General features: G+C 65.5%; 24 protein-coding genes and 1 other RNA gene. 13 read left to right on the top strand and 12 right to left on the bottom strand.

Annotated elements, in window-relative coordinates:
• Nucleotides 1-8: 8 nt before the first annotated feature.
• Together ACFORG_RS17035 and ACFORG_RS17030 are read right to left on the bottom strand one after the other, a co-directional pair.
• Nucleotides 9-752, bottom strand: coding sequence for an alpha/beta hydrolase (locus ACFORG_RS17035; RefSeq protein ID WP_386736734.1), 744 nt, complete (start codon nucleotides 750-752; stop codon nucleotides 9-11).
• Nucleotides 753-879: 127 nt separating this feature from the next.
• A complete protein-coding gene (locus tag ACFORG_RS17030; RefSeq protein WP_386736733.1) occupies nucleotides 880-1,620 on the bottom strand; it encodes a YebC/PmpR family DNA-binding transcriptional regulator in 741 nt (246 codons plus the stop codon).
• A 156-nt stretch (nucleotides 1,621-1,776) separates the two neighbouring features.
• On the opposite strand from ACFORG_RS17030, the gene ACFORG_RS17025 reads away from it, so the two are divergent.
• The 4 genes from ACFORG_RS17025 (at nucleotide 1,777) to ACFORG_RS17010 (ending at nucleotide 6,907) form a co-directional block, all read left to right on the top strand.
• Nucleotides 1,777-3,549 carry an SLC13 family permease gene (locus ACFORG_RS17025; RefSeq protein WP_386736732.1) on the top strand — a complete coding sequence of 591 codons (1,773 nt, stop codon included), beginning with the start codon at nucleotides 1,777-1,779 and terminating at the stop codon, nucleotides 3,547-3,549.
• A 3-nt stretch (nucleotides 3,550-3,552) separates the two neighbouring features.
• On the top strand, nucleotides 3,553-4,287 hold the full coding sequence (locus tag ACFORG_RS17020) for a glutamine amidotransferase (protein ID WP_386736731.1): 735 nt from the start codon (nucleotides 3,553-3,555) through the stop codon (nucleotides 4,285-4,287).
• Nucleotides 4,288-4,375: 88 nt separating this feature from the next.
• Nucleotides 4,376-5,233, top strand: a complete 858-nt coding sequence (locus ACFORG_RS17015) for a bile acid:sodium symporter family protein (RefSeq protein WP_386736730.1) — start codon at nucleotides 4,376-4,378, stop codon at nucleotides 5,231-5,233.
• A 12-nt stretch (nucleotides 5,234-5,245) separates the two neighbouring features.
• Complete coding sequence (locus ACFORG_RS17010) at nucleotides 5,246-6,907, top strand: FAD-binding dehydrogenase (RefSeq protein ID WP_386736729.1); 1,662 nt, start codon at nucleotides 5,246-5,248, stop codon at nucleotides 6,905-6,907.
• 3 nt (nucleotides 6,908-6,910) lie between these two features.
• On the opposite strand, the gene ACFORG_RS17005 is transcribed toward ACFORG_RS17010, so the two are convergent.
• The 5 genes from ACFORG_RS17005 to ACFORG_RS16985 form a co-directional block, all read right to left on the bottom strand.
• Entirely contained in the window at nucleotides 6,911-8,089 is a 1,179-nt protein-coding gene (locus tag ACFORG_RS17005; protein ID WP_386736728.1) for a TPM domain-containing protein, read from the bottom strand.
• Nucleotides 8,090-8,150: 61 nt separating this feature from the next.
• Complete coding sequence (locus ACFORG_RS17000) at nucleotides 8,151-8,879, bottom strand: YbaY family lipoprotein (RefSeq protein ID WP_386736727.1); 729 nt, start codon at nucleotides 8,877-8,879, stop codon at nucleotides 8,151-8,153.
• Between the two features lie 71 nt (nucleotides 8,880-8,950).
• Entirely contained in the window at nucleotides 8,951-10,729 is a 1,779-nt protein-coding gene (locus ACFORG_RS16995; RefSeq protein WP_386736726.1) for an SLC13 family permease, read from the bottom strand.
• Between the two features lie 37 nt (nucleotides 10,730-10,766).
• Nucleotides 10,767-11,696, bottom strand: coding sequence for a DMT family transporter (locus ACFORG_RS16990; RefSeq protein WP_386736725.1), 930 nt, complete (start codon nucleotides 11,694-11,696; stop codon nucleotides 10,767-10,769).
• Nucleotides 11,693-12,505, bottom strand: a complete 813-nt coding sequence (locus tag ACFORG_RS16985; RefSeq protein ID WP_386736724.1) for a TIGR00282 family metallophosphoesterase — start codon at nucleotides 12,503-12,505, stop codon at nucleotides 11,693-11,695. The genes ACFORG_RS16990 and ACFORG_RS16985 overlap by 4 nt, the downstream gene beginning before the upstream one ends.
• Nucleotides 12,506-12,589: 84 nt before the next feature.
• Here ACFORG_RS16985 and rnpB point away from each other — a divergent pair.
• Together rnpB and rpmG are read left to right on the top strand one after the other, a co-directional pair.
• Nucleotides 12,590-12,984: RNase P RNA component class A (gene rnpB / locus ACFORG_RS16980), an RNA gene on the top strand.
• 107 nt (nucleotides 12,985-13,091) lie between these two features.
• Entirely contained in the window at nucleotides 13,092-13,259 is a 168-nt protein-coding gene (gene rpmG / locus ACFORG_RS16975; RefSeq protein ID WP_010441901.1) for a 50S ribosomal protein L33, read from the top strand.
• Nucleotides 13,260-13,343: 84 nt separating this feature from the next.
• On the opposite strand, the gene ACFORG_RS16970 is transcribed toward rpmG, so the two are convergent.
• Nucleotides 13,344-13,808 (bottom strand): GNAT family N-acetyltransferase, encoded by a 465-nt coding sequence (locus tag ACFORG_RS16970; protein ID WP_386736723.1) that lies wholly within the window; start codon nucleotides 13,806-13,808, stop codon nucleotides 13,344-13,346.
• Nucleotides 13,809-13,933: 125 nt separating this feature from the next.
• Here ACFORG_RS16970 and ACFORG_RS16965 point away from each other — a divergent pair, with 125 nt between their 5' ends.
• On the top strand, nucleotides 13,934-14,464 hold the full coding sequence (locus ACFORG_RS16965) for a hypothetical protein (RefSeq protein WP_386736722.1): 531 nt from the start codon (nucleotides 13,934-13,936) through the stop codon (nucleotides 14,462-14,464).
• A 75-nt stretch (nucleotides 14,465-14,539) separates the two neighbouring features.
• Here the strand turns inward: ACFORG_RS16965 and ACFORG_RS16960 are convergent, their stop codons facing one another.
• Both ACFORG_RS16960 and ACFORG_RS16955 read right to left on the bottom strand, forming a co-directional pair.
• Nucleotides 14,540-15,316 (bottom strand): Bax inhibitor-1/YccA family protein, encoded by a 777-nt coding sequence (locus tag ACFORG_RS16960; RefSeq protein WP_386736721.1) that lies wholly within the window; start codon nucleotides 15,314-15,316, stop codon nucleotides 14,540-14,542.
• Between the two features lie 165 nt (nucleotides 15,317-15,481).
• Nucleotides 15,482-15,688 (bottom strand): DUF1127 domain-containing protein, encoded by a 207-nt coding sequence (locus tag ACFORG_RS16955; RefSeq protein ID WP_386736720.1) that lies wholly within the window; start codon nucleotides 15,686-15,688, stop codon nucleotides 15,482-15,484.
• Nucleotides 15,689-15,814: 126 nt separating this feature from the next.
• Between ACFORG_RS16955 and ACFORG_RS16950 the strand changes: the two genes are divergently transcribed.
• Complete coding sequence (locus ACFORG_RS16950) at nucleotides 15,815-16,693, top strand: LysR family transcriptional regulator (protein WP_386736719.1); 879 nt, start codon at nucleotides 15,815-15,817, stop codon at nucleotides 16,691-16,693.
• A gap of 7 nt (nucleotides 16,694-16,700) precedes the next feature.
• Here ACFORG_RS16950 and ACFORG_RS16945 read toward each other — a convergent pair whose 3' ends face one another.
• Complete coding sequence (locus ACFORG_RS16945) at nucleotides 16,701-17,657, bottom strand: NADPH:quinone oxidoreductase family protein (RefSeq protein ID WP_386736718.1); 957 nt, start codon at nucleotides 17,655-17,657, stop codon at nucleotides 16,701-16,703.
• Nucleotides 17,658-18,001: 344 nt separating this feature from the next.
• On the opposite strand from ACFORG_RS16945, the gene ACFORG_RS16940 reads away from it, so the two are divergent.
• The 3 genes from ACFORG_RS16940 to ACFORG_RS16930 all read left to right on the top strand — a co-directional run bounded on the left by ACFORG_RS16940 (nucleotide 18,002) and on the right by ACFORG_RS16930 (nucleotide 20,684).
• Nucleotides 18,002-18,373 (top strand): helix-turn-helix domain-containing protein, encoded by a 372-nt coding sequence (locus tag ACFORG_RS16940; RefSeq protein ID WP_386736717.1) that lies wholly within the window; start codon nucleotides 18,002-18,004, stop codon nucleotides 18,371-18,373.
• A 72-nt stretch (nucleotides 18,374-18,445) separates the two neighbouring features.
• Nucleotides 18,446-19,237 carry a histidinol-phosphatase gene (gene hisN / locus ACFORG_RS16935; RefSeq protein ID WP_386736716.1) on the top strand — a complete coding sequence of 264 codons (792 nt, stop codon included), beginning with the start codon at nucleotides 18,446-18,448 and terminating at the stop codon, nucleotides 19,235-19,237.
• A 112-nt stretch (nucleotides 19,238-19,349) separates the two neighbouring features.
• On the top strand, nucleotides 19,350-20,684 hold the full coding sequence (locus ACFORG_RS16930) for an 8-oxoguanine deaminase (protein ID WP_386736715.1): 1,335 nt from the start codon (nucleotides 19,350-19,352) through the stop codon (nucleotides 20,682-20,684).
• Here the strand turns inward: ACFORG_RS16930 and guaD are convergent.
• Nucleotides 20,681-21,973, bottom strand: a complete 1,293-nt coding sequence (gene guaD / locus ACFORG_RS16925) for a guanine deaminase (protein ID WP_386736714.1) — start codon at nucleotides 21,971-21,973, stop codon at nucleotides 20,681-20,683. The genes ACFORG_RS16930 and guaD overlap by 4 nt on opposite strands.
• Before the next feature lie 152 nt (nucleotides 21,974-22,125).
• Between guaD and mgtE the strand changes: the two genes are divergently transcribed.
• A complete protein-coding gene (gene mgtE, locus ACFORG_RS16920) occupies nucleotides 22,126-23,520 on the top strand; it encodes a magnesium transporter (protein WP_386736713.1) in 1,395 nt (464 codons plus the stop codon).
• Entirely contained in the window at nucleotides 23,517-24,074 is a 558-nt protein-coding gene (locus tag ACFORG_RS16915; protein ID WP_386736712.1) for a 5-formyltetrahydrofolate cyclo-ligase, read from the top strand. The genes mgtE and ACFORG_RS16915 overlap by 4 nt, the downstream gene beginning before the upstream one ends.
• The last annotated feature ends 12 nt before the right edge of the window (nucleotides 24,075-24,086 follow it).

The following is a 24,086-nucleotide window of genomic DNA, read 5'->3' as shown; positions in this document are numbered from 1 at the left end:
CGCATGGCTCAGCCCAGAACGTCCAGAACCGCCTGCTCGATCAGGCCAAGGCACGGCCCGTCAGAAAAGCGGTGATCGGCATCCTTGACCAGCAACAGCCGCATGTCGCCGCATTCCGCGTGCTCCAGCAGCCGCAGCGCGGTCTGCGTGCTGACAGCCGTGTCCGCCGTGCCCTGCAGGCACCGTACCGGAAAGGGCAGCCGCAGCGGTTCGCGCAACACCAGCCGCTTTCGGCCATCCTCGATCATGCGCCGGGTGACGATGTAGGGCTCCATGTAATCGGATGGCAGCTCGACCTGTCCTTCGCGTTCCAGCGTCTCTCTCTGCACGGCGTCGAACCCGGCCCACCAGCCGTCCTCGGTGAAATCCGGCGCCGCCGCGATGGTCACCATCCCGGCGATCCGCTCCGGCCGCGCCCTTGCAAGCAACAGCGCCTGCCAGCCGCCCATGGACGAGCCCACGACCACCAGCGGCCCGTCGGTCAGCGCATCGAGCGCCGCGAGCACATCCTCGTGCCAATCGCCGATGCATCCCTCCTCGAACCGGCCCAAGCTTTCGCCATGCCCGGAATAGTCGAATCGCAGAAAGGCACGGCCCTGCGCCTGTGCCCAGGCTTCGAGGTGCACCGCCTTGGTACCTTCCATGTCGGATTTCAGTCCGCCGAGAAAGACGATGCAGGGGCCATCCCCTTCGGTCTTGTGATAGGCCAGCCGCCGCCCTTGGGCCGTGTCCAGAAACTGCGTCGCCGCCATGAAACCCCCTCCGTCGCCTCGCGCGCATCATGGCGCGGCAGGCGACGCTCCGCAATCACCCGGCACCCAAAGGGCCGGGGCTTTCATCAATGCACGAAATGCCCGGGACGCTTGGCCCCCGCGCACCTCAAAGCTGGGCCATGACCTCGTCCGAGGCATCGAAATTGGTGGTGACGCGCTGCACGTCGTCATCATCCTCCAACGCTTCGATCAGCTTCATCAGCTTCTGCATCGCGTCGAGGTCCAACTCGGTCGTGGTGGTCGGTTTCCAGACCAGCTTGGTCGATTCCGACTCGCCCAGCTGCTCCTCCAGCACGCTCGACACCTCGTTCAAGTCGGTATCCGCGCAATAGATGATGTGCCCGTCGTCGGAGCTTTCGACATCCTCGGCGCCCGCTTCGATGGCTGCTTCGAAAACGGTATCGGCATCGCCCACCGATGCGGGATAGACGACCTCGCCCTTGCGTTCGAACATGAATCCGACCGAGCCGGTCTCACCCAGGTTGCCGCCGTTCTTGGAAAAGGTCGAACGCACGTTCGACGCGGTCCGGTTGCGGTTGTCGGTCATCGCCTCGACGATCACCGCAACGCCGTTCGGGCCATAGCCCTCGTACCGGATTTCCTCGTAATCCTCGCTGTCGCCGCCCTGCGACTTCTTGATCGCGCGCTCGATCACGTCCTTGGGTACGGATTGCGACTTGGCTTCCTTCACCGCCAGGCGCAGACGCGGGTTCTTCTCGGGGTCGGGGTCGCCCATCTTGGCGGCGACGGTGATCTCTTTCGACAGCTTGGAAAACAGCTTGGACCGCGCGGCGTCCTGACGGCCCTTGCGGTGCTGGATGTTTGCCCATTTGGAATGGCCGGCCATGCCTTGTTCGTCCTTCTTCGGGAAGTCGTGGAAAATCTGGCGTCTTCTTTAGGAAATGAAGGCGTCCGGCGCAAGACGGGCCGCTGTGTCCGCTGTCCCAGCGCGTCAACGATTTTGCCCGGTGACACCGTCACGACCCCGCTATAGCGTGCCGCAATGACCAGTGACCAGATCATCCTCTTCACCCTGTTTGCCCTCGTCTTCGCATTGCTCCTCTGGGGGCGCTGGCGATACGATATCGTAGCCTTCGGTGCACTTCTGGCGGGGGTGGTGCTGGGTGTTGTGGAAACCGACGCCGCATTTGCCGGGTTCGGCCACCCCGCGACACTTGTGGTGGCGCTGGTGCTGGTCGTGTCGGCAGGCCTGGTGCGCTCCGGCGCGGTGATGCTGATCACGCGAACGCTGGTTGATTCCTCGCGCGCGTTGGGTGCGCATATCGCGCTTCTGGGGGGTGTGGGTGCCGTGCTCTCGGCCTTCATGAACAACGTCGCCGCCCTGGCGCTGCTGATGCCCGTGGACATCCAGACCGCGCGCAAGGCCGGCCGGGTGCCGGGGCTCAGCCTCATGCCGCTGAGCTTCGCCACGATCCTCGGCGGGATGGTCACTCTGATCGGCACGCCGCCCAACATCATCATCGCCACGATCCGCGAGGATACGCTTGGCGCGCCTTTCTCGATGTTTGACTTCGCGCCAGTGGGCGGCGCCGCCGCGATTGCCGGGCTGATCTTCGTCGCCCTGATCGGTTACCGCCTGATTCCCGTCCGCGACGAGGCGTCGAACCACCACGAGACCTATGCCCATTACATCGCCGAGCTGACGGTGCCCGAAGAGTCCGAGCATATAGGCAAGCGCCTTGCCGAGTTCGACGCCGCCGCCGAACAGTCCGACACCGCAATCCTCGGCCTTGCCCGCAATGGCAAGCGTCTCTACGGCCGCGCGCGCAACACCCTCTTACGTGCCGGAGACGTGCTGGTACTCGAGGCCACGCCCGAGGCGTTGGACGAGTTTCGCGCGGCGCTCTCGCTCGATTTCTCGGATGCCGATCGCGAGGACAGGCTGTCCGCCGCAGGCGAGGGGCTGGAAGTGATCGAGGTGGTCGTCCCGCAGGAAGCCGCCATCGTCGGCCGCACGGCGCAGGGCATTGGCCTGCTATGGCGACAGAACACGATCCTGATGGGGATCGCCCGCCAGGGCCGCCGCATCACCCAGCAGGTCCGCAGGACCGAGGTGGAACCGGGCGACCTGCTCCTCCTGCTGTGTCCGCGTGACCGGGCCGCCGACGTAGCCGACTGGCTTGGATGCCTGCCGCTGGCCGAACGCGGTCTTGCCGTTACCGCGAACGAGAAGGTCTGGCTGGCTATCGGCCTTTTCGCCGCGGCCGTGCTGGCGGCCAGTGTCGGCCTTCTCTACCTGCCCATCGCGCTCGGCATCGTCGTGGTGGGCTATGTGCTGACCGGCATCCTGCCGCTTCAGGGGCTGTACGATCACATCGAGTGGCCCGTCGTGGTCCTGCTCGGCTCTATGATCCCGCTCGGCGCCGCGCTCGAGGCATCGGGCGGCACCGAACTGATCGCCGGCTCCCTCATCACCCTGACCGACGGTCTGCCCGCATGGGCCATCCTGACCGTGCTGATGGTGGTGACGATGACGCTGTCGGACGTGCTGAACAACACCGCCACCGCCATCGTGGCCGCGCCGGTCGGGATCCAGATGGCCCGCACGCTCGACGTCTCGCCCGACCCTTTCCTGATGGCGGTCGCTGTCGCGGCTTCTGCCGCCTTCCTTACCCCGATCGGGCACAAGAACAACACGCTGGTTCTGGGCCCCGGCGGATACCGTTTCGGCGATTACTGGCGCATGGGCCTACCGCTTGAGATCATCGTGATCGCCGTGTCCATTCCCGCCATCCTGACCTTCTGGCCGCTCTGACGCATGAAACCCTTTCTCATCCTGCAACTGCGCCCCGAAACCGACGCCAGCGATGCCGAGTTCGCCTCGATCCTGGCGCGCTCCGGCCTCTCGGCCGAACACACACACCGGATCCGGCTGGATCGCGACCCGCTGCCCGAGGGGCTGGACGTGACCGATTATGCCGGTGTCATCGTGGGCGGCGGCCCCGGCTGCGTCAGCGACGCGCCCGAAACCAAACCCCCGCTCGAGGCGCGGATCGAAGGCGCGATCCTCTCGCTGATGCCGCAGATCACCGCCCGCGATCATCCCTACATGGGCTGCTGCTATGGGCTGGGCATCCTTACTGCACATCTCGGCGGCGAGATGAGCAAGGCGCGCTATGGCGAACCGGTCGGCCCTTCGACCTGTACCCTAACCCCCGAAGGTAGCGAGGATCCGCTGACCGCCGGGCTGGATCCGGTTTTCGACGCCTTCGTCGGCCACAAGGAGGCCGTGCAGCAACTTCCGCCCGGCTGCACCCACCTTGTTTCGTCCGGCCCCTGCCCCTTTCAGATGATCCGCTGGGGCCGCAACGTCTATGCCACGCAATTCCACCCCGAGGCCGACGCCGCCGATTTCGAGGCGCGTATCCGCATCTATCGCAATCACGGCTATTTCCCGCCCGAGGATGCCGAGGCGCTGATCGCGCTCTGCCATTCCGCCGAGGTGACCCAACCGGGCGAAATCCTGCGCCGCTTCGTCCAGCGATACGGCTAAAACACACCCTGCCCCTGCGGCAACCTTGCCTGACACGCCCCGCCGCCCCTAGGCTGGCGCAAACGGCAATCTGTGGGAGGAGCGGTCGTTGGATTTCCTGATCGGGGTGGTGCTGCCGCTGGCGCTGGCCATCATCATGTTCTCGCTGGGCGTGGGGCTGGATTTCGGCGATTTCCGCCGCGTCCTCTCCCGCCGCCTGCCATTCGCCATCGGCGCGCTGGCACAGGTCGCGCTGCTGCCGGTCACGACCTTCCTTCTGGTCATCGCATTGGCCCTGCCGCCCGAAATCGCGGTCGGCTTCATGCTTTTGTCCTTCTGCCCGGGCGGAGTGACCTCGAACATCCTGTCGAAATTCGCACGCGGCGACGTGGCCCTTTCGGTGACACTGACGGCGGTGGTCAGCCTGCTGTCGATCCTGACCGTTCCGATCCTCGCCGCCTGGGCCGTCGCGCATTTTCTGGGCGAGGCCGCGCCCGAGGTCTCGGTCTCGGGCCTCGCCATCGCGATGTTTCTCATCACCACGCTTCCGGTCTTGGCGGGCGTCGCGCTGCGCCGCCTGCGCCCCAGCCTGGCCAACCGGATCGACGCGCCACTGTCGCGCATCGCAGCCGGGCTTTTCGCCCTGATCGTGCTGGCGGCGCTTGCTGGAAACTGGCAGCTGTTCGTCGATAATCTCGGCGTCATGGGCGGCGGTCTCGTCGCGCTCAACCTCGCGCTGCTGCTCATCGGGCTGGGCCTTGCACGGGCTGCGCGCCTGACATGGAACGAGACCAAGACCATCTCTATCGAGACGGGGATACAGAACTCCACCCTGGGCATCACGCTCGCCGCGCTGATCACCGGAACGACCAGCGGGTTCAGCGAACTGGCCTTGCCCTCGGCGGTTTATGGCATCACCATGTACCTCGTCTCCCTCCCCTTCATCCTGTGGTTCCGCAGCCGCTAGAGAGGCCGACACATGACCACCAACACAGCAGACGCCATCATCGTGGGCGCTGGCCTTGCCGGCCTCGCCGCCGCAGCCGAACTGGGCGACCGGGGCAAGCGGGTGATCATCGTCGATCAGGAACCCGAGCATTTCCTCGGCGGTCAGGCGCATTGGTCGCTGGGCGGGCTGTTCATGGTCGACACCCCCGAACAACGCCGCATGGGCATCCGCGACAGCGCCGATCTGGCCCTGCGCGACTGGATGGGCAGCGCCCAGTTCGACCGCGACGAGGACGACTGGCCCCGCAAATGGGCCGAGGCCTATGTCGAGTTCGCCGCCGGCGAGATGCGCCCGTGGCTTTACGAGATGGGCCTGCGCTGGTTCCCGGTCGTAGGCTGGGCCGAGCGCGGCGGCTCATATGCCGATGGTCACGGCAATTCCGTCCCGCGCTTTCACATCACCTGGGGCACCGGGCCGGGCGTGCTGGAACATTTCATCCGCCGCGTCCGCGAGCATCAGGCGCAAGGTCGGATCGAGCTGCGCTTTCGCCATCAGGTCAGCCATATCATCATGCAGAACGGCAGCGCCAAGGGCGTTTCGGGCGAGGTCCTGGCCGACGATGAGGCCGAACAGGGCGCCAAGACGAACCGCGACGAGATCGGCGAATTCGAGGCCTACGCCCCGTCGGTCATCGTGACCTCGGGCGGGATCGGCGGCAATTTCGAGATGGTGCGCCGCAACTGGCCGCGCGACCGGTTGGGCGAACCACCCGCCGAGATGGTCGCGGGTGTCCCCTTCCACGTCGATGGCCGCATGATCCCGATCAGCGAAAAGGCCGGCGGCCATGTGATCAACGGCGACCGGATGTGGCATTACACCGAAGGCGTGAAGAACTGGAACCCGATCTGGCCCGCCCATGGCATCCGCATCCTGCCGGGGCCCTCCTCGATGTGGTTCGACGCCACCGGCAACCGGCTTGCCCCGCCCTGCCTGCCGGGCTTCGACACGCTGTCCACCCTGCGCGAGATACTCGCGACAGGTTACGACTACAGCTGGTTCATCCTGACCCAGAAGATCATCAAGAAGGAATTCGCGCTCTCGGGTTCGGAACAGAACCCAGATTTCACCTCCAAGAAATGGGGCGAGGTGATCCGCCAGCGCATCCTGTCCGGCGAAAAGGCAACCGCCCCGGTCGAAGCCTTCAAGGAACGTGGCGAGGATTTCGTGGTCGCCAAAACGCTTGGCGATCTTGTCCGCGGCATGAACCAGCTGGGCGGCGGCCTGCTGGACGAGGGTCAAATCCGCGCGCAGATCGAAGCGCGCGATGCCCAGGTCGACAACCCCTTCGCCAAGGACGCGCAGATCATGGCGATCAACGCCGCCCGCAACTATCGCGGCGACAGGCTGATCCGCACCGCCAAACCGCACCGGTTCCTCGATCCCGCGAATGGCCCGTTGATCGCGGTCAAGCTGCATATCCTCACCCGCAAGACGCTGGGCGGGTTGCAGACCAATCTCGACAGCCAGATGATCGGCGCCGACGGGCAGGTGGTGCCCGGCCTCTTCGCGGCGGGCGAGGTCGCAGGCTTCGGCGGCGGTGGCTATCACGGCTACAACGCGCTCGAAGGTACCTTCCTTGGCGGCTGCATCTTCTCGGGCCGCAACGCTGGCCGCTCACGGGCAATCGCCTAGCGCCTACCAGCTGCCCGACGCGCCCCCGCCCGAGGACGACCCGCCACCGAAAGAGCCGCCCGAACCACCGGACCCGCCCGAGGATTTGCGCGGGATCGTCCGGATCTCGCTATCTTCGTAATCGCATTGCTGGCAGTGGTAATCGACCCGCTTGCGCCCGCTGCTCGAAGTCGTAGCCGCCTCCAGCGTCGTGCTTTCGCTCGCCAGCGTCCGGTAATCGCAACGCGGGCAGGTCCCATGCGCCGAGAACAGGCTGGGATAGCGGATGATCTCCTTGTGGTCGCAATCCGCGCAGGCCCAGACATCGTAATCGACCGATTGCAGGTATTCCTCCAGCCGCTGACCACCATCCAGATGCTCGTCATCGGCGGCCTCGCCCATGCGGGCCATCAGGACGCGACAGTGCGGACAGGGTCTCGGCCGTACCCGCAGATAATGCCGCAGCCCCAGCGCCGCGCCGCCCAGCGGGATCAGCAGCAGCGACCAGATCCAATCGCCCGCCTTGCGCAGCTGCCGCAGGATCCACGCCCAGCCGCGCGCGGCGGTGCCGATCTCATCTTCCCCCGGATACCTGCCCGTCAATTCGTGGATCGTCTCCTCGACCCCGGTTTCGATGCCCCGCTCGTACTTCTCGTTGCGGAAATGGGGCAGGAAACCGTCATCGATCACGCGTTGCATCCGCGCATCCCAACTCTGGTCATAACCGGCGCCGATCTCGATCCGCATGTGCCGGTCATCCACGACGACAAGGACAAGCACGCCATCATTTCGTACCGCGTGCCCGATGCCCCACGCGTTGAACAACCCCGTGGCAAAGGGTTCGATCGGGCCATCATGGCCATAGGCCGCCATGTTGGAGAGGGTCAGCACCGTCATCTCGATGCCGGTCCGGTCATAAAGATCCTTCAGATCCTGCCGGACGCGATCTTCGGCCGCCTCTCTCAGCAGGTCGGCATAATCGTTGACGTGGATCTCTTCGTAACCCGGATAGCTGACGCCACCTGCGCCATCCACCGGCCCGTCCTGCGGTGCAACGGCCCGTTCTGGCGGGCCTTCGGGCGCGACGGTCTCCACCACGGTATCGGGCCTTGTTGCCCAGCCCACGGCAAACCCGATCAGCCACCCCGTCACCACGACGGCAAAGACCACGGCCAGCGCGATCTCGAGATCCCGTTTCGTCATTCGCCCGTCCCCATCATTCGAGGGCAGGCTAACCGGCACGGGCGGCTTGCGCCATCCCGTCTCAGTTCATCGGCCGGAACCGCATCAGCGCCTCGCCCGCGCCATCGGTCAGCACCAGCGCACCGGTCGTCACCTCGTAGCCTTCGACAAGGGCCAGCCGATCCATGAAGGCACGCTCCTGCGCCTCGACCTCTTCGGCGCAGGCCATCATCGTCGCGGCAATCGCGTCGGGAAAGGCCAGCGTGCCATCGCCGATCTCGGCCATGCCGCGCATCCGGTTGCAGCCGCCGGTACCGGCGAACTCGCCCCCCTCGCCAAAGGTGATCTCGGGCAAGCGGTCTTCCAGCAACTCGGCATCCCCCATCTCTTCCATGATCCACGCGGTACCCGGCAGCGTGATCGGCGCCGGGCTCGACACCTTGACCAGCATCAGGTCGGCGCTGTTGCCAGCCCCCTGCGTCAGCACCGGATAGGCCCGGTCGGTGGTGAACATCAGCCGTCCTTCGCGGCTGATCGTTGCGCGCAGGACGTATCGCATCCGCTCGTCGATCAGCGCATCGTCATAAGGCAACTCGAACCCCGCCGGCACGCCCTTGAGCGCATAGCGGCGCGACGACAGCACATCGGCCTTGGCATCCGCGCGGGAAACATCCAGCAACTGAACCTCCAGAACCGACCCCGGCAGCACGGCGATCCGTTCACGATAGCTCGCGGTTCCTTCGACTGTGCCGGCCATGGCCCCTCCTGCTGCGGCCATCATCATGGCGCCTGCCAGGATCATTCGCTTCATTAGTCCTGCTCCTTTCGTATGTCCTGAAACCAAGATCGGCCCCCGCCGGTCATGGATCAAGACCATTCCGCTCAGAGCGGCCAGATCAGCGGAATAAGCGCCGATGCCAGCATGCCCACCGTCAGATTCAGCGGGATGCCCACGCGCATGAAGTCGGTGAACTTGTAGCCCCCCGGACCATAGACCAGCATGTTGGTCTGGTACCCGATCGGCGTCGCAAAGCTGGCCGAGGCCGCGACCATCACCGCCACCACCAATGGGCGCGGGTCGATCCCCATTGCCTGCGCCAGACCGATGGCGATGGGTGTCACCACCACGGCGACCGCGTTATTCGACACAAGCTCGGTCAGGATCGAGGTCAACAGGTAGACCGCCCAAACCACGAGGAAGGGCGGCAGCATCGCCAGCCCCGGTGCAACCGCGTTCACGATCAACTCCACCGCGCCCGACGCTTCCAGCGCCTTGCCCACCGCCAGCATGGAAAAGATCAGGGTCAGAAGACGCCCGTCGACAAAGCCGAACGCCTCGTCGGCATCGATGCAGCGGGTGATCAGAACCACCGCAACCGCGATGATCGACAGCGCAAGGATCGGCGCCACTCCCAGCGCCGCCAGCACCACGATGCCCAGAAGCGCGGCAATGGCAACCGGTGCATGTCCCCGGCGGAACCCCCGCGCCGACGGCTGCGAGACATCGACCACGTCCATATCGGCGGCCAGCCGCTGGATATCCTCCGGCGCCCCCTCCAGCAGCAGCGTATCGCCCACCTGCACTACCAGCTCGTCCAACTGCCGGCCGATATTCTGGTTCCGCCGGTGCGCGGCCAGCACGTAAACGCCGTAACGCCGCCGCAGGCGCAGCACGCCCAGGCTCTTGCCCACCATCCGGCAGCCCGGCGTAATCAGCACCTCGACCGTCCTGGTCTCGACCGCCGAGACCTGATCGACCCGCTTGAGTTCCTTGTTGCGCTGCAGGCTCAGCAGTTCGGTCATCTGCGTGCGCAGGACCACCCGGTCACCGACCTCCAGCTTGACCCCCTTCAGATTCCGCCGAAGCGAGGCATCGCCGCGCACCACGTCGATCAACCGCACGCCCGGCCGCTTGAACAGTTGAACGCCTTCGACCTCACGACCGACCAGGTTGCTTTCCGGCGGGATGACGGCTTCGGTAAAGAACTTCATGCGCGACCGGTCGGTCAGCATCTCGGCCATGCTGTCGCGCTTGGGCAGCAGGTAGGGACCGATGAAGCGCAGATAGATCATGCCCCAGGCCACCACCGCGATGCCCAGCGGCGTCACCTCGAAAATGGTGAACGGCGCCAGCCCCTGCGCCCGCGCCACACCATCGACCAGCAGGTTGGTCGAGGTTCCGATCAGCGTCAGCGTGCCCCCCATGATCGCAGCATAGCTGAGCGGGATCAGCAGCTTGGAAGACGGAATTTCCATGGTGCGCGCGATCTGGATGAAGACGGGGATCATCACGACGACGACGGGCGTGTTCGACACCACCGCCGAGGCCAGAACCACGAAGCCCATCAGCAGGCCCAGCGCGATCCGCGGGTTGGATTGCGCCTTGCGCTGCGCCAGCGAGGTAAAGGCGTCCAACGCCCCGGTCCGCACCAGCGCCCCCATGATCAGGAACATCGCGGCGATGGTCCAGGGCGCCGGGTTCGACAGAACCTCCAGCCCTTCACGGTAGGGCAGAACCCCGGTGACCAGCATCAGCGCCACACCGGCAAGCGCCACCACCTCGGTCGGATAGATCTCGCGCAGGAACATCACGAACATGACGGCGACGATGAACAGCGTCAGCATCGCGCTGCCGGTATCCGTCAGGGAAAACAATTGCATGAAGATTCGCGCGACCTCGAATGGGGCAGGAAACGGCCTATCGGACAGTGTCCTTTATCGTTTCGCCCTCTGCAAGCCCGTCCTGCGACCGGGGTTGCACAAGGAACACGCCCAAAAGGACAAGACACAGCGCCGCCCAGATGTACGGAGAGTAGCGCTCGCCCAGCAGCACCAGTGACCAGAACACGCCCGAGACGGTCACAACATAGCTGACCTGCGCGGCAAAGACCGGCCCCGCCTTCGCCACCAGCCAGACATACCCGCAATAGACGGCGGCATGAATCACCGATGAGGCGACAAAGGCCCATTCCGGCGCCTGCCACACGCGGACCGGCGAGATGAATTGCCCCGCGCCCAGCGTAACCGGCAGTGCGATCGCCGCCCCCAGCACCGAGGCGCCGAACAGCACCTGTATCGCATCAAGCCCCCCGGTGCCCCAGCGCGCGACGTAATTGCCCTCGAACGCGTAGCAGGCCGGCCCGACCAGCGCGAGCGGGATCCAGGCCAGCATCGCACGTTCCGGCAGGCTCGCCTCGGGCAGCACCAGGATCAGAACGCCCGCCAGCCCGGCCATCAACCCGACCAGCCGCCGCGTGCTGAACCGCTCCAGCCCCAGTACCAGCGCGATCGGAAAGGCCATCATCGGCACCAGCGAGATCAGGATCGACATCACCCCTGCCGGCAGATGCGCGATGGCCTTGTACCCTGCCGAATTGGGAATCAGCGTCCCCACCAGCGCGATCACCGCGCAGGCCGCGAAAGCGGGCCACGTCATGGGAAAGCCACGACCCGTCGCAAGTGACACCGCCGCCATCGCCGCAGCACCGATCACCAGTTGCCAAAAGATCAGCCCAAGCGGCTGATAGCCCGTGCTCACCGCGATCTTCGTCAGCGGCTGCGTCACCCCCCAGCCCATGCCCAGCACCACGAGAATGCCGGAATAAAAGGCCAGTTCCCGCCGGGTCACGGCCCCGCCTGTTCCAGCCGTCCGCCGACGCGGATCATCCGGACGCGCTTGGCCACGCCGCTGCGGTCGTCGGTTTCGACATATACACCCGACAGCGTGGCCTCACCCATCGCGGGGGTAAACCGGTCCTTGGTCATCCCGGTGATGAACCGGCGCATCGGCTCGGCCTTGTCCATCCCGATGACCGAATCGTAATCGCCGCACATGCCCGCATCGCTCTGGAACGCGGTCTGCCCGGGCAGGATCTGCGTGTCGGCCGTCGGCACATGGGTATGCGTCCCAACGACAAGGCTCGCCCGCCCGTCACAGAAATGCCCCATCGCCATCTTTTCCGATGTCGCCTCGCAATGCATGTCCACGATCACCGCCTGCGCCTGCCCGCCGCGCGGAAAGGTCTTGAGAACCGGCTCGATGGCCGAGAACGGATCGTCGTAGGGGCGCTTCATGAATACCTGGCCCAACACCTGCGCAACCAGAACCTTGCGCCCGCCCGGCGCGGTGAACAGGCGGTGCCCCCGCCCCGGCGCGCCCTTGGCATAGTTGATCGGCCGCACGATGCGCGACTCGGTCTCGATGAACTGCATCATGTCCTTCTGGTCGAAAGCGTGATCGCCCAGCGTCAGGCAATCCGCCCCCGCATCCAGCAGCAGCTTGGCGTGATCGGCCTTCAGGCCCATCCCGTTCGACGCGTTCTCGCCATTGACCACGACGAAATCCAGCCGCCACTCGGCCCGCAGCCGTGGCAGGTGTTCGACCACCGCCGCGCGCCCGGCACGGCCCATCACGTCACCCAGAAACAAAATCTTCATGCCCATGGTCCTAGGCGCGGCCGCGTCCCCCGGCAAGCCCAAAAGGCTTGACCGCGCGCCCCGCGACGCATAGCTGCGACAGGCGCGGAGGGCTGGATGGCCGCGTGGGGGTCTCCCCCGCGAGGAAAGTCCGGACTCCACAAGGCAACGGTGCCGGGTAACGCCCGGGCGGGGAAACCCGACGGAAAGCGCCACAGAAAACAGACCGCCCTGTCACGGCAGGGCAAGGGTGAAACGGTGGGGTAAGAGCCCACCGCGCGGCTGGCAACAGCGGCGGCACGGCAAGCCCCACCGGGAGCAATGCCGAATAGGATCCCCGCGCGGGCCGGTCGGGCAACCGATACCGCCGCTAGGTGCGCCTTGGCCGAGAGGGATCGGGTTGGCAGCTTGAGCCGTGCAGCAATGCACGGCCCAGAGGAATGGTCATCCAAGGGGGTTCGCCCCCGGGACAGAATCCGGCTTACAGGCTCTCCGCGCGCAGATTTCCCGCAGGTCCCACTTGACTCGGGTGCGCGGAAAGGTAAAAGCGCACGCTCATACGATTTCAACCGAAAGGCCCCTGCCTTTTCGGACGCAGGAGATAACCATGGCGAAGCCGACGACAATCAAGATCCGTCTGAACTCGACCGCGGGCACGGGCCACTTCTACGTGACCAAGAAAAACGCGCGGACGATGACCGAAAAGATGACCATCCGGAAATACGACCCGGTCGCGCGCAAGCACGTCGAGTACAAGGAAGGCAAGATCAAGTAATCTTGCCCGGTCCCCGGACCCAGGAAAACGAACGCCCACGCATATCGATGCGCGGGCGTTTTTTGTTGCCCTCGGCCGCGGGCCTCAGCGCTGCAGGTGCTTCAGCATCCGGACCATGTCGCGCCCGGGGGCAAAGCCGTCCTTGACCCGCTCGACCGCGTCGAACCCGAACCTGTGGAAAAATCCGCTGCTTTCGGGGCTCGTCTCGATCGACACCTTATGAAACGCAGGCTCCGCCTTGATCCGCGACAAACGGTGCAGCAGCAGGCTGCGACCCAGCTGCTGGGTTTGGGCGGACCGGTCGACCATACCCCAGCACAACACCGCGACATTGGCATCATGGCGCGACGCCGCATATCCTCCGCAGCCCAAAACGGCGCCTCCCTGCCCCCTCATCACGACATAGGGTCCGGGCAGATGATCGAGAAAACCCGCGAACTCCTCCCGTTCCTCGGCGCCGAAGAATACCGGCACATTGCTGTCGAAAACGCCAAGGCAGGCTGGTTTGTCAGCCGTGTCATAGGGCGCAAGGAAATGGGTGGGGGTCATTCGCCAGCATCCCGTACGTTACGTATTCATCACCGGCGCGGTGCTATACCCTCCTGCACAGCATGGAAAGACATCTTGCTCCATCGCTTCTTGCCACAAGGCCTGCCCTGCGCTTAGGCTGACGCATGCTGCCACAGAAGACCCTGACCGATATGCGAAAACTGCTTCTCTCCGCCCTCGCCCTTGCGATCTTGCCCGCCTGCGAGACGATCTTTCACACCGAAGGCGTCGGCTTTACCGGGATCGACGGCGAACCGCGCACCATCGCCGATGCGCCCTCTGCCGTGTCCGTGACCCGCGGGGTCAACATTCCAGCCGCGCTGGCCACCCGCCCGACGATCCGGGTGCAGGTTGACGCGTCCGACATGTCCGACCTTGCCGCCGCGGCGATCTCGGCGGGCGGGCGCACGCCCCTCACCGCTGTCGAGGTCGGCGGCATGAACCGGACGCTGATGCTGTCGAACGTTCAGGCCAACAACGTGTTGTTCGCCGTCCTGCGCAGCCCCGAGGGTGAGACGACCGAGGTCGGCGACGGCTCCGAGGCCGCGTTTGCCGCGGCGGTCCCACGCCTGACCGGCTGCCTTGCCGTGGGCCAGACCTATCGCGCCGGCAGCGCACGCAATGGCGGCCTTGCCGTGCCACTGAACTGCCGCTGATAGAACAACCTACCGCACCAACGAAAAAGGCGGGCCCGACCGGACCCGCCTTTTCTTGTTTCTCTGACCTGCGCGTTACTCGCGGCTGCCGAACAACTGCAGCAAGAACATGAACATGTTGATGAAGTTGAGGTAGAGGCTCAGCGCGCCCATGATGGCGGCCTTGCTCAGCCATTCCTGGTCGCCATGCGTGGCGAACTGGACATACTCGCTCTTGATGCGCTGCGTGTCATAGGCGGTCAGGCCGGCAAAGATCAGAACGCCGATCACCGAGATCGCGAAGGCCATTGCCGACGAGGCGATGAAGATGTTCACGATCGATGCGACGATCAGGCCGATCAGACCCATCACCAGGAAGGTGCCCATGCCGGACAGATCCTTCTTGGTCGTGTAGCCGTAAAGCGACAGACCGGCAAAGGCGATGGCCGTGATCAGGAACACCTGCGCGATCGATTCACCGGTAAACACCAGGAAGATCGAGCTGATCGAGATACCCATGACCAGTGCAAAGGCATAGAAAAGCGTCTGCGCGGCGGCTGCCGACATGCGGTTCAAGGCGGCGCTGAAGCCAAAGACGAAGATCAGCGGCGCGAACATCACGACCCATTTCAGCGGCGATGCATAGACGGCATAACCGAACTGGGTCAGGTACTGGCCTTCCCGGAACTGAGCGGCCGCGGCCGACGGGTCGGTCGTCACCGCAAGGCCCGAAATCGCCCAGGCTGCGGCAAAGGTGATGAGCATGCCCACGGACATCGTGCCGTAGACCTTGTTCATATGGGCGCGCAGGCCCTCGTCAATCTGGGCGGAGCGGGCGCCCGCCGCCGTCCGGACCGTGTCGAATTGTGCCATTCAGGGTCTCCATCCATACGCTTCTTGTGCCGACGGGGGAAACCCGGCGGCTCTCCGCTCAAATATCGGAAAGCCGCGGCCTCAATTCAAGTGTTTCCGACCGGTATCATGCATTCTGAATGCAACAATTTTGCGCATCATGCGTTTCGCGCGCGCACCCGGCCCTCAGTCCCGCCATGTGTCCGGCGCGTCCCAGAACGGGCGGGCGGCCTCGGCCTCGGCGGCTTCCCGGCTGACGCCGATATCCTCCAGCGCCGCATCGTCCAGACGCTCAAGCGCGCGCCGCTGCCGCCAAACCGACAGAAAACGGGCGATCCGGCCAATTCCAGGCCGGCGGCGTGACATCGGGATCTGTGTGCTCAACATCGACATGGCGGTTCATCCTTTCAGGTAGAGTGATGTTTTGGTGGCCTTCATCAATTTCCTTGAACTATATGGCGCGGTGTGATCCATTAGTGAAACGAATGTTCATGATGCCGTTCATCAGGATTGTTGATAATGCGAAATCTCGACATCACCACCTTGCGCTCTTTCGTCGCGGTCGCCGACCATGGCGGCGTCACCCGCGCCGCGGGCTTTCTTCACCTCACGCAGTCGGCGGTCTCGATGCAGCTCAAGCGGCTCGAGGACCTCCTGGGCCTCGACCTGCTCGACCGGTCGGGACGCACCATCGCGCTCACGCCGTCGGGCGAACAGCTCCTTGCCTATGCCCGGCGGATGGTCGCGCTCAATGACGAGGTGATCGGGCGCCTCACCGACCAGGCGTTCGAGGGCGAGGTGGTGCTCGGCGTACCGCATGACATCGTCTACCCTGCCGTTCCCCGCGTCTTGCAGCGGTTCAACGCGCTCTACCCACGCGTCAACGTGACCCTGATCACCAGCAACACCCGCCACCTGAAAGAGGAATTCGGCCGCGGCGCGTTCGACCTGATCCTGACCACCGAACCGGGCGCGGCTGAAGGCAGCGAATGCGTGCACGAAATGCCGCTACGCTGGGTCGGCGCGCGCGACGGTTCCGTCTGGCGGCAAAGGCCGTTGCGGCTGGGTTTCTGTCGGCAATGCATCTTCCGCGCGACCGCCATCTCCGCGCTCGACGCGGCCGGGATCGAATGGGAGATGGCCGTGGACTCCGAATCCGACCGCAGCGTCGAGGCGACGGTCAGCGCCGATCTCGCCGTCGGCGTTCTGCTCGAAGGCACGCAACCCGCCCATCAGGAAATCATCGACCATGACAACAGCCTGCCCGAGCTGCCGGTGCAGCACATCAACCTCTACGGCGCCGAACGCACCCGCGCACCCTATGTCGAGGATCTGGCCGGCCTGATCCGCCAGGGTTTCGCACCTGTGCACGCACGCCCCATGCGCGCCGCCGGGTAAGGCGCGCTCAGATCGTGATCACGACCTTCCCGGTCGATTTTCGCGCCCGCAACAGCTCCATCCCTTCGACCGCGCGGTCGAGGGGAAGGGAATGGCTGATATGCGGGCTGATGCGGCCCTCGGCGGCCCAGCCGAACACGGTGGCGAAACACGCGCGCAGGATGTCGGGCCGAAACTTCAGGTAGCCGCCGATATAGACGCCGATCACCGTCAGGTTCTTGACCAGCAGGTGATTGGCCGGGATCTGCGGCACCGCGCCCCCGGCGAACCCGATCGGCAACAGCCGCCCCTCGGGATTGGTGGCCCGGAACGCTTCCTTGAACACGTCGCCGCCGATCGCGTCATAGACGACATCTGCACCGCCCAGCTCCAGCACCCGCGCGCGCAGGTCCTCATCTGCGTCGATCAGGTGGTCCGCACCGGCGCGGGCAGCCACCTCCAGCTTCTCGGACCCGCGCGCCTGGGCGATCACCTTCGCGCCCATCAGCTTGCCGACCTCGACCGCCGTCAGACCGACGCCACCCGCCGCCCCGGTGACCAGCAAGGTCTCGCCCGGCTGCAACCGGGCGCGATGGTCCAGCGCCAGTTGCGTGGTGCCATAGGCGATGGGCAGCGCCGCCCCCTGCTCATAGCTCAGCCCATCGGGCAAGGGCACGGCACGATCCGCTTCGAACACCCCGTACTCGGCCAGACCACCCTGTCCGGAATAAACGGCGATTCGCGCTCCGGGAGAGAGATTCTCCACCCCTTCGCCCGTCTCGACCACCTCTCCGGCCACCTCCATACCCAAGGTAAAGGGGGGTTTCGGGGTGTCCTGATAGGTACCTTTCTGCATCAGGAGATCGGCAAAATTCAGCCCGCAGGCCCGGTTTCGGACCAGAATCTGGCCGGGTCCCGGCACCGGGCGCGGAATGTCCTGCAAGGCGGGCGCAGCCCCGCTCTCGGCGATTCTCAACGCTAACATCGTCCCGTAACTCCCTAATCCTGAATGATTGTCAAGCCAGATCGCCTTTGGCCGACAAGCCCGACCATACGGGTTTCCTCGGCCTTGGGCCAACATCGTGCAAGCCTTTTTCTGCCGGAACACCCGCGCCGGGCATGTTCTGCAACCAAGGCTTGTTGGCCCTGCCAGCGGGTTCAACCTTCTTGATTTGATCTGCAAAAACCGTGATATTTACCGTCATGGTGCGGTTCGGGGACAGAAATGGCGGTTAATTCAGTTTAAACGGGCGCGCCACCCTCAAGGCGCGCGCGGATGACGGTGACCAGTTCCGAACGGGTATCAGTGGAGCAAAGGGGAGATCATCCATGGCCCATCCCGTCGATGTACATGTGGGAAAGCGCGTTCGTCATCGCCGCTGGCTGACCGGAATGACGCAGCAACAACTGGCCGAACAGGTCGGGATCAAGTTCCAGCAGATTCAGAAATACGAAACCGGCGCGAACCGGATCAGCGCCTCGCGCCTGTGGGACATCGCCGAGGCTCTCGAGGTACCCGTCAGCTTCTTCTTCGAAGGGCTTGACGACGGCAACCGCTCCGAACCCGAAAAACCCTCGGTTCCGGCGGACCTGATGGGCGACAAAGAGGCTCTGGACCTCGTACGATCGTATTACGCGATCCCGGAAAACCAGCGCCGTCGCCTGTTCGAACTGGCCCGCGTATTGAGCGACGTCGCCTGAAAGCGTTTCTGACAGGGTGTGCATCCCGCCAAGAGGCTTGCAATTCGCACCGCCCGGTGGCACCGCACCCGCATGACCGTCGCCAATGACTCCGACCTCGCCGTCGCCAACCTGATGGCCGATGCCGCCCGCGCGGCGATCCTGCCCTATTTCCGCGGCACCCGGCTGGAAACCGCGAACAAGCTGGCCGACGGGTTCGATCCCGTCACCATCGCCGACCGAGCCGCCGAAGAGGCGATGCGCGCGATCCTCGCGGAACATCGACCCGATGACGGCATCCATGGCGAGGAATTCGGCCTCCACCCCGGAAACTCGGGCCGTACCTGGGTGCTCGACCCGATCGACGGCACCCGCGCCTTCATCTCGGGCACGCCCACCTGGGGCGTTCTGATCGCCCTGTCCGATGCGGATGGCCCGATGCTGGGCGTGATCGACCAACCCTATATCGGCGAGCGGTTCACCGGCACCCGTGCCGGCGGGACCCTGACCGGGCCGCACGGCTCCATGCCGCTTGTCACGCGCAAGACCGAAACGCTTGCGCAGGCCGTGCTCTTCACCACCTTCCCCGAAGTCGGCACCCCGACCGAGGCCGCCGCCTTTCGCGCGGTCGCCGACAAGGTGCAGCTGACCCGCTACGGGATGGATTGCTACGCCTACGGGCTGCTTGCCGCCGGTCAGATCGATCTGGTGATCGAGGCCGGGCTCAACGCCTATGACATCCAGGCACCAATCGCCGTGATCGAGGCCGCCGGCGGCATCGTCACCGACTGGCAGGGCGGTCCCGCCTATCACGGCGGGCGTGCACTGGCCGCGGCCAACCAGGCCATCCACGCCGCCGCGCTCGACCTGCTGCGCAACGCCTGACGCTTGCGCCGCGCCCGCGCGCGGCTTACCCTGCTCCTCGGCTGCGGTTCTTCTCCCCGTTTTCCGCCGCGCCCGCGACACTCCGAAACGGGACCGGACGGAGTGCCCATACATGCCCGAGACCCTCATCCGAAACGCCCATACCATCCTCACCATGGATGACGACCGCCGCGAATTGTCCGGTGCCGATCTGCTGATCCGCGACGGCGTGATCGCAGATATCGACCATGGCCTGAGCACGAGCGGAGAGATCGTCGAGGCCAGCGGCTGCGTCGTCACACCCGGCCTCGTGAACACACATCACCACCTCTACCAGACGCTCACCCGCGCGGTGCCGGGCGGGCAGGATGCGCTGCTCTTCGGCTGGCTCAAGACGCTCTACCCGATCTGGTCGCGCTTCGGCCCTGAAGAGATGCGCGTTTCCGCCCTGATCGGCCTCGCGGAACTGGCGCTGTCGGGCTGCACGCTCTCCTCGGATCACCTCTATCTCTACCCCAACGGCGCACGGCTCGACGATACGATCGACGCCGCGCAGGAGCTTGGCCTGCGCTTCCACCCCACCCGTGGCGCAATGAGCATCGGCGAAAGCGCGGGCGGCCTGCCCCCCGACGCCCTTGTCGAAAAAGAGGACAGCATCCTCGCCGACATGACGCGCGTGGTCGACCGGTTCCACGACCCGCGCGAGGGCGCGATGATCCGCGTGGGCCTCGCCCCCTGTTCGCCCTTCTCGGTCAGCCGCGAGCTGATGCGCGATACCGCCCTGATGGCCCGCGACAAGGGCGTGATGCTGCACACCCACCTTGCCGAGAATGACGAGGATATCGCCTATAGCGAGGCGCAGTTCGGCTGCCGTCCCGGCCAATATGCCGAGGATCTCGGCTGGACCGGCCCTGATGTCTGGCACGCCCATTGCGTCAAGCTCGACCGACAAGAAATTGATCTCTTTGCCAGAACCCGCACCGGCGTCGCGCACTGCCCCTGCTCGAACTGCCGGCTCGGCTCGGGCATCGCCCCGATCCGCGCTATGCGCGATGCTGGCGTGACGGTCGGCCTCGGCGTCGACGGCTCCGCCTCGAACGACAGCGGAAACCTGATCTCCGAGGCGCGGCAGGCCATGCTCCTGCAAAGGGTGGCGAACGGTGCCGACACTATGTCCGCCCGCGAGGCGCTCGAGATCGCGACGCGCGGCGGGGCCGACACGCTCGGCCGTCCCGATTGCGGCCGTCTCGCCTCGGGCAAACGCGCCGATATTGCGCTTTGGGACGTTACCGGCATCCACAGCGCCGGCAGCTGGGACCCCGCGGCACTCCTGCTCGCAGGCCCCACCACGGTGCGCCACCTCTTCGTCGAGGGGCGCCAGATCGTCCGTGACGGTCAGATCATCACGATCGACCTGCCCCGCACCATCGAGACGCAGAACCGCCTCGCCCGCGCGCTGCAGGCCTAGCGGCGCGCGCCCGCGACCGGCCTGCCGCCAATCCAGACCTCGGCCACCGCGCGGTCATCGCCCATCATGATCGTCGGAAACACCGCCTGCCACAGATCCTCGGCCCGCGTCACCGCCTGCGCGATGGCAGGGGTCGAAGCAAGGTCCAGAACGACGATATCGGCCTCCATCCCGGGCGCGAGATTGCCGATCAGGTGATCCATCCGCAAGCTGCGCGCCGATCCCACGGTGGCCAGCCACAGCAATTCCGCCGGATGCAGCGCGCGACCGCGCAGCTGACCCACCTCGTAGGCCGCCGCCATCGTGCGCAGCATGGAAAAGCTCGACCCGCCGCCGGTATCCGTCGCCAGCCCGATCCGGTGCCCCGCGGCCTTCAACCCCTCCATGTCGAACAGACCCGAGCCGATGAAGGTGTTCGAGGTCGGGCAATGCACCAGCGCCGCACCCACCTCGCGCAGCCGGTCGCGTTCGCGCGGCTCCAGGTGGATCGCATGACCATAAAGCCCGCTTTCGCCCAGCAACCCGAATGCCTCGTAGGTGTCGAGGTAATCGCGCGCCTGAGGGAACAGCCCCTTGACCCATTCGATCTCGTCCAGCTGTTCACTCAGATGCGTCTGCATCAGGCAACCCGGATTGCCGGCCCAAAGCGCGCCCAGCGCCTCCAGCTGCTCGGGCGTCGAGGTCGGCGAGAACCGCGGCGTGATCGCGTATGACAGCCTGTCCACCCCGTGCCAGCGCTCCAGCAGCGCCCTTGACTGGTCATAAGCGGCCTGCGGGGTGTCGCGCAGTCCCTCGGGCGCGTTGCGGTCCATGCAGGTCTTGCCCGCCACCACGCGCTGCCCCCGCGCCTGCGCCTCGGTGAAAAAGGCCTCCACGCTCTCGGGATGAATGGTGCAGAAGCTGCACATCGTCGTCGTCCCGTGCGCCGCCGTCAGGTCGAGGTAGCGCGCGGCGATCTCACCCGCATATTCGACATCGCCGAACCGCATCTCCTCGGGAAAGGTATAGGTGTTCAGCCAGTCGATCAGCCGCTTGCCCCAGCTCGCGATGATGGCCGTCTGCGGGTAATGCACATGCGGATCGACGAAGCCCGCAAGGATCAGCCGATCACCGTGATCGACGACCTGCGCCTGTGGATGCGCCGCACGCAGTTCGGCCAGCGGACCAACCGCCGCGACATGCCCCCCCGCGACCGCCACCGCCTCGTGAAACCGCGCCGCGCCCGGCCCCTCCTCGAACGGATCGCCGGCAAAGGACAGGACCCGACCGCTCAGAATGTGACCCGCCATATTCGATTGCTCCCCGTTTCGGCCCCTTCGCTCCGCAGCGCAGGATAGGCACCGCCGATGCTTCGGTAAATTCTGCCATTGTCATTGTTTTCCGGTAGGTGCTTCTCCTATTTTGAGCGCAAACGAAACGCACGACAATAAGGGGCCGGAGCATGACTTCGCCAGAACTCCAGGCCGACACCCTCCCCTCGCGGGACGAAGCGGCCTATGTGCTCGACCGCAAGACGGTCACCTCGATCCTCTACGCCCTCGACACCGAGAACCGCGACAAGCTCGTCGAGCTGATGGAGCCGCTGCACCCGGCCGACATCGCCGACCTTCTGGAACAGGTCAACGCCTTTGACCGGGGCCGCCTGCTGCGCCTCTACGACAAGGAATTCGACGGCGACATCCTCTCGGAACTCGACGAATCGATCCGCGAAGAGGTGATCGCCGCGCTCAGCCCCTCGACCCTGGCCGATGCGGTGCGCGACCTTGAATCCGACGACGTTGTCGACCTGCTCGAAGATCTCGAGGAACCCCAGCAGGAGGCGATCCTCGACGCGCTAGAAGAGCCGGACCGCCTCGCCATCCAGCAGGCGCTGTCATACCCAGAAAGCTCTGCCGGCCGCCTCATGCAGCGCGAGGTGGTGATGGCCCCCGACCACTGGACGGTGGGCCACGCCATCGACCATATGCGCGGCACCGACGACCTGCCCTATCAGTTCTACCACATCGTGCTGGTCGACCCGCGCATGCATCCGGTCGGACAGGTGGCGCTTGGCCGGCTCATGGCCTCGCCCCGCGGCACCCCCCTGTCCGAGATCGCGTCGGAAGAGTTCCAGATCATCCCGGTCGACCAGGATGAAGAGGACGTGGCCTACGCCTTCAACCAATACCACCTGATCTCGGCCCCGGTCGTCGACGCCGACGGGCGGCTTGTCGGGGTCATCACCATCGACGACGCGATGATCGTCATGGACGAGGAAAACGAATCCGACATGCTGCTGCTTGCGGGCGTGGACGATGAAAGCTCGCTGTCCGACACGGTGATAAACACCACGCGCCGCCGCTTTCCATGGCTGGCGGTGAACCTGCTGACGGCCATTGTCGCCTCGCTGGTGATCTCGATCTTCGACGAGACCATCGCGCAGTTCGTGGCCCTCGCCGTCCTGATGCCCATCGTCGCCTCGATGGGCGGCAATGCCGGCACGCAAAGCCTGACCGTCGCGGTGCGCGCGCTCGCGACCAAGGACCTCACCGGCTCCAACGTGTTGCGGGTGATCCGGCGCGAGTCGCTGGTGGGCCTCATCAACGGCCTCGCCTTCGCGCTGGTGATGGGCATCATAGGCGTGCTGTGGTTCGGCGACATGACGCTGGGCTACGTGATCGGCACGGCGATGGTCATCAACCTCGTGGTGGCGGGGCTTGCGGGCGCGGTGATCCCGGTCATCCTCGACAGGGTCGGCGTGGACCCGGCGCTGGCCTCGGGCACCTTCGTGACGACCGTGACCGACGTGGTGGGCTTCTTCGCCTTCCTCGGGCTTGCCGCAATGGTGCTGCTATGACCGCGCTGGCCGACATCAAGGCCGCCGCGCGCAAGGCTGCCTTCGCCCGACGCAAGGCCGCGTTCGACGCGCAGATCCCCGGTGCCGCGGGGCGTCTGTCCGAGGTTCTTGCAGGCTATCGCGGCGTGCCGAGCTCGGGCTTCCTTCCTATCCGGACCGAGATCGACCCCCGCCCCGCGATGGCCGAGGCTGCCGCGTATGGCCCCGTCGGCGTGCCGGTCATCATGGGCAAGGACCAGCCGCTGCGCTTTTCCCGGTGGGAGCCCGACGCACCGCTGCGCGACGGCCCATTCGGCGCGCAGATACCCGAGCATGACGATTTCTTCGACCCCGAGCTACTGATTGTCCCGCTCGTGGCTTTCGACCTGCAGGGCAACCGCTTGGGCTATGGCGGCGGATTCTACGACCGCACGCTCGAACAACTGCGCGCCCGCCGCGCCACTTTGGCCATCGGCTTCGCCTTCGACGCGCAAGAGGCCGCGGACCTGCCGCTGGAACCCACGGATCAACCGCTCGACATGATCGTCACCGAAAGCCGGGTGCTCAGTTTCTGACGGTCTCGCACG

This window comes from Lutimaribacter marinistellae (genome assembly GCF_042648365.1).
GTDB classification, from domain to species: domain Bacteria; phylum Pseudomonadota; class Alphaproteobacteria; order Rhodobacterales; family Rhodobacteraceae; genus Lutimaribacter_A; species Lutimaribacter_A marinistellae.
This window is presented reverse-complemented; position numbering and strand designations above follow the sequence as displayed.

Excerpts from the sequence above, each read along its gene's own strand:
- ACFORG_RS17035 (WP_386736734.1), bottom strand. The coding sequence starts at position 752 with ATGGCGGCGACGCAGTTTCTGGACACGGCCCAAGGGCGGCGGCTGGCC.
- ACFORG_RS17030 (WP_386736733.1), bottom strand. The coding sequence starts at position 1,620 with ATGGCCGGCCATTCCAAATGGGCAAACATCCAGCACCGCAAGGGCCGT.
- ACFORG_RS17025 (WP_386736732.1), top strand. The coding sequence starts at position 1,777 with ATGACCAGTGACCAGATCATCCTCTTCACCCTGTTTGCCCTCGTCTTC.
- ACFORG_RS17020 (WP_386736731.1), top strand. The coding sequence starts at position 3,553 with ATGAAACCCTTTCTCATCCTGCAACTGCGCCCCGAAACCGACGCCAGC.
- ACFORG_RS17010 (WP_386736729.1), top strand. The coding sequence starts at position 5,246 with ATGACCACCAACACAGCAGACGCCATCATCGTGGGCGCTGGCCTTGCC.
- ACFORG_RS17005 (WP_386736728.1), bottom strand. The coding sequence starts at position 8,089 with ATGACGAAACGGGATCTCGAGATCGCGCTGGCCGTGGTCTTTGCCGTC.
- ACFORG_RS17000 (WP_386736727.1), bottom strand. The coding sequence starts at position 8,879 with ATGAAGCGAATGATCCTGGCAGGCGCCATGATGATGGCCGCAGCAGGA.
- ACFORG_RS16995 (WP_386736726.1), bottom strand. The coding sequence starts at position 10,729 with ATGCAATTGTTTTCCCTGACGGATACCGGCAGCGCGATGCTGACGCTG.
- ACFORG_RS16985 (WP_386736724.1), bottom strand. The coding sequence starts at position 12,505 with ATGAAGATTTTGTTTCTGGGTGACGTGATGGGCCGTGCCGGGCGCGCG.
- rpmG (WP_010441901.1), top strand. The coding sequence starts at position 13,092 with ATGGCGAAGCCGACGACAATCAAGATCCGTCTGAACTCGACCGCGGGC.
- ACFORG_RS16970 (WP_386736723.1), bottom strand. The coding sequence starts at position 13,808 with ATGACCCCCACCCATTTCCTTGCGCCCTATGACACGGCTGACAAACCA.
- ACFORG_RS16965 (WP_386736722.1), top strand. The coding sequence starts at position 13,934 with ATGCTGCCACAGAAGACCCTGACCGATATGCGAAAACTGCTTCTCTCC.
- ACFORG_RS16960 (WP_386736721.1), bottom strand. The coding sequence starts at position 15,316 with ATGGCACAATTCGACACGGTCCGGACGGCGGCGGGCGCCCGCTCCGCC.
- ACFORG_RS16955 (WP_386736720.1), bottom strand. The coding sequence starts at position 15,688 with ATGTCGATGTTGAGCACACAGATCCCGATGTCACGCCGCCGGCCTGGA.
- ACFORG_RS16950 (WP_386736719.1), top strand. The coding sequence starts at position 15,815 with ATGCGAAATCTCGACATCACCACCTTGCGCTCTTTCGTCGCGGTCGCC.
- ACFORG_RS16945 (WP_386736718.1), bottom strand. The coding sequence starts at position 17,657 with ATGTTAGCGTTGAGAATCGCCGAGAGCGGGGCTGCGCCCGCCTTGCAG.
- ACFORG_RS16940 (WP_386736717.1), top strand. The coding sequence starts at position 18,002 with ATGGCCCATCCCGTCGATGTACATGTGGGAAAGCGCGTTCGTCATCGC.
- hisN (WP_386736716.1), top strand. The coding sequence starts at position 18,446 with ATGACCGTCGCCAATGACTCCGACCTCGCCGTCGCCAACCTGATGGCC.
- ACFORG_RS16930 (WP_386736715.1), top strand. The coding sequence starts at position 19,350 with ATGCCCGAGACCCTCATCCGAAACGCCCATACCATCCTCACCATGGAT.
- guaD (WP_386736714.1), bottom strand. The coding sequence starts at position 21,973 with ATGGCGGGTCACATTCTGAGCGGTCGGGTCCTGTCCTTTGCCGGCGAT.
- mgtE (WP_386736713.1), top strand. The coding sequence starts at position 22,126 with ATGACTTCGCCAGAACTCCAGGCCGACACCCTCCCCTCGCGGGACGAA.
- ACFORG_RS16915 (WP_386736712.1), top strand. The coding sequence starts at position 23,517 with ATGACCGCGCTGGCCGACATCAAGGCCGCCGCGCGCAAGGCTGCCTTC.